Here is a 2,657-nt window from a genome sequence, read left to right as displayed (position 1 = left end):
CCCCGAAACCTTCCGCCCCCGAGACCTTCCGCCCTCAGAGGCGGTAGAGGGCCGAGAACTTCGCCTCCAGATAGTCCAGCAGCGGCCCTTCATCGGGATCGGTGCCGATGGCATGGCGGATGGTGTCCCCCGCCGTGCGCAGGCCGCCATGGACCTGAAGATGCGTGCGCAGCCAGTCCGTCGCCGGCCCCGGATCGCCCGCGCCCAGATGCGTGTCCAGATCCGGCACATCGCGCAGCAAGGCCGCATGCAGGCACCCGGCATAGACATTGCCCAGCGCATAGGTCGGGAAATATCCGAACAGCCCCAGCGACCAGTGCACGTCCTGCAGCATCCCCAGCGACGCGCGCGGCACGCCATAGCCGAAATCCGCCTCGAACCGGTCGTTCCAGGCGCATTCCAGATCGGCCACCGCCAGATCACCCGCCACCAGCGCCCGCTCCAGATCGAAGCGCAGCATGATGTGGAGGTTGTACTGAACCTCGTCGGCCTCGGTGCGGATATGGCCGGGGTTGATGCGGTTGACCGCGCCGTAGAATCCGTCCGCGCCGCCGAGGCCCAGGTCGCCGAACTCCGCCGTCATGCGGTCGTGCAGCCAGCCGCAGAAGGCGCGCGAGCGGCCCAGCTGGTTCTCGTACATCCGCGCCTGGCTCTCGTGCACGCCCATCGACGCGCCGTGGCCCAGCGGCGTCAGGCGGTACTCGGGCGCGATCGACTGCTCATAGGCGGCGTGGCCGGTCTCGTGGATGGTGGAGTAAAGGCAGTTGAAGGGGTCATCCTCGGCGGTGCGGGTGGTGATGCGCACGTCCTGCCCGCCGCCCGAGCAGAAGGGGTGGACCACCTCGTCGATGCGGCCGTGGGCAAAGTCATAGCCGAACACCCCCGCCATCTCGCGCGCCAGGCGCATCTGCGCGGTGCGGTCGAAATGGCCGCGCAGGGTGGGCGGCTGGTGGGGCGCGTCGATCACGGCCGCGCGCAACGCCACGAGGCGCGGGCGCATCCGGTCGAAGATCGCGCCGATCCCCTGCGCCGTGGCGCCGGGCTCGAAATCGTCGATCAGAACGTCATAGGGGGCGGTGTCGGTGCCCTGCGCCAGCGCCGCGGCCTCCTCGCGCTTGAGGTCCAGCACCTCGGCCAGGCTGGGCAGGAACAGCGCGGGTTCGTCGCGGGCGCGGGCCTCGGCCCAGACGCCCTGGGCGATGGAGGTGGCGCGCGCGATCTCGGACGCGAGGCGCCCGGGGACGCGCGTGGCCCGGGCGTGGGCGCGCGCGATCAGCCGCAGCGCGGCGGCGCCGGCGTCGTCGGGCGCCTCGGCCTGCGCCAGCCAGTCGGCCATGCGCGGATCGGTGCGCCGGGCGTGCAGCACGGCGGTCAGGGCGGCGATCTCCTCGCTGCGCTGGACCGAGGCACCGCGGGGCATCATCGCCTCCTGGTCCCAGTGCAGCCGGCCGAGGATCTGGCCCAGCGCCTCGGTGTCGCGCTGGTGGGCCATGAGGTCGTCAAAGGCGGTCATGCCGTTCTCCCGGTGGTGGAATGGCCGATGGTGGACTGGACGCGGGGATACCGCGCGAGGAAACGGGCGCGCAGGATGACCACCCACAGCAGCACCGCCGTCAGCTGGTGCGCGATCGCCAGATGCCAGGGTGCCCCCCAGATCACGGTGGCGATGCCCAGGGCAACCTGCGCGGTCAGCACGGCCATCATCAGGTCATGCCCGCCCCGCGTGGCCCGGTGCGGCGAGGCCCCCGCCAGCACCCATGTCAGCGCCCCGACGGCCAGCAGCACATACCCCGCCATGCGGTGGGTGAACTGTACCATGGCGGGGTTTTCGACGAAATTGCGCCACAGCGGCGCCATGTCCAGCGCCTCGGGCGGAAAGAACACGCCGTGCATCAGCGGCCAGTCGGCATAGGCCCGGCCCGCGCCGATCCCCGCCACCAGCGCGCCCAGCACGATCTGCAGGAACGCCAGCGCCACAAGGACGCCCCCCAGCCGCGCAAGGCCCGGGCTGCCGAGCCTGCGCGCCTGCATCAGCCCCGCGCCCGTGCGCCCCAGCGCGTGGATCCACCACGCCAGCAGCCCCAGGATCAGGAACGCGAGCCCCAGGTGCACCGCCAGCCGGTACGAGGCGACGGCGATCATCCCCTCGCCCAGCCCCGAGGCGACCATCCACCAGCCGATCGCACCCTGCAGCCCGCCCAGCGCGCCGATCCCCACCAGCGGCAGCGCCCAGCCGCGCGGGATGCGCCGCGTAAGCGCCAGCCACGCCAGACCCACAAGCCAGACCACCCCCACAAGGCGGCCCAGCTGCCGGTGCCCCCATTCCCACCAGTAGATGACCTGGAACTCCGCGAGGGTCATGCCGCGGTTGACGATGTCATACTGCGGGATGGCGCGGTAGCGGTCGAACTCGGCGGCCCAGTCGGCCGCGCTCATCGGCGGCAACGCGCCGCTGAGCGGCCGCCACTCGGTGATCGACAGCCCCGAGCCGGTCAGCCGGGTCAGCCCGCCCACCGCGACCATCAGTGCCACCAGCGCGAATAGCACCATCAGGAACCCGCGCACGGCGGGGCGCGATCCGTCGCGGCGGGCCGCCGGGGCCGGAGCGGGGCGGGGCGCGGTGCCCCTTGCTGCGCCGACATCCTCGAAGATGCTGC

Annotated in this window: 2 protein-coding genes; both read right to left on the bottom strand. The window is 72.1% G+C overall.

Features of this window, described 5'->3' with window-relative positions:
- Nucleotides 1-34 precede the first annotated feature (34 nt).
- Nucleotides 35-1,513, bottom strand: coding sequence for a carboxypeptidase M32 (locus tag CCR87_RS00265; protein ID WP_201155341.1), 1,479 nt, complete (start codon nucleotides 1,511-1,513; stop codon nucleotides 35-37).
- Nucleotides 1,510-2,657 (bottom strand): COX15/CtaA family protein (locus tag CCR87_RS00260; RefSeq protein ID WP_201155340.1); only part of this gene is annotated, 1,148 nt, incomplete at its 5' end. The genes CCR87_RS00265 and CCR87_RS00260, both read right to left, overlap by 4 nt.

Origin of the sequence: Rhodobaculum claviforme (assembly GCF_016653255.1) — a bacterium.
In the GTDB taxonomy this organism is placed as follows: Bacteria; Pseudomonadota; Alphaproteobacteria; order Rhodobacterales; family Rhodobacteraceae; genus Rhodobaculum; species Rhodobaculum claviforme.
The sequence above is the reverse complement of the archived record's forward strand: the minus strand, read 5'-3'. Positions and strand labels throughout refer to the sequence as shown.

Excerpts from the sequence above, each read along its gene's own strand:
- CCR87_RS00265 (WP_201155341.1), bottom strand. The coding sequence starts at position 1,513 with ATGACCGCCTTTGACGACCTCATGGCCCACCAGCGCGACACCGAGGCG.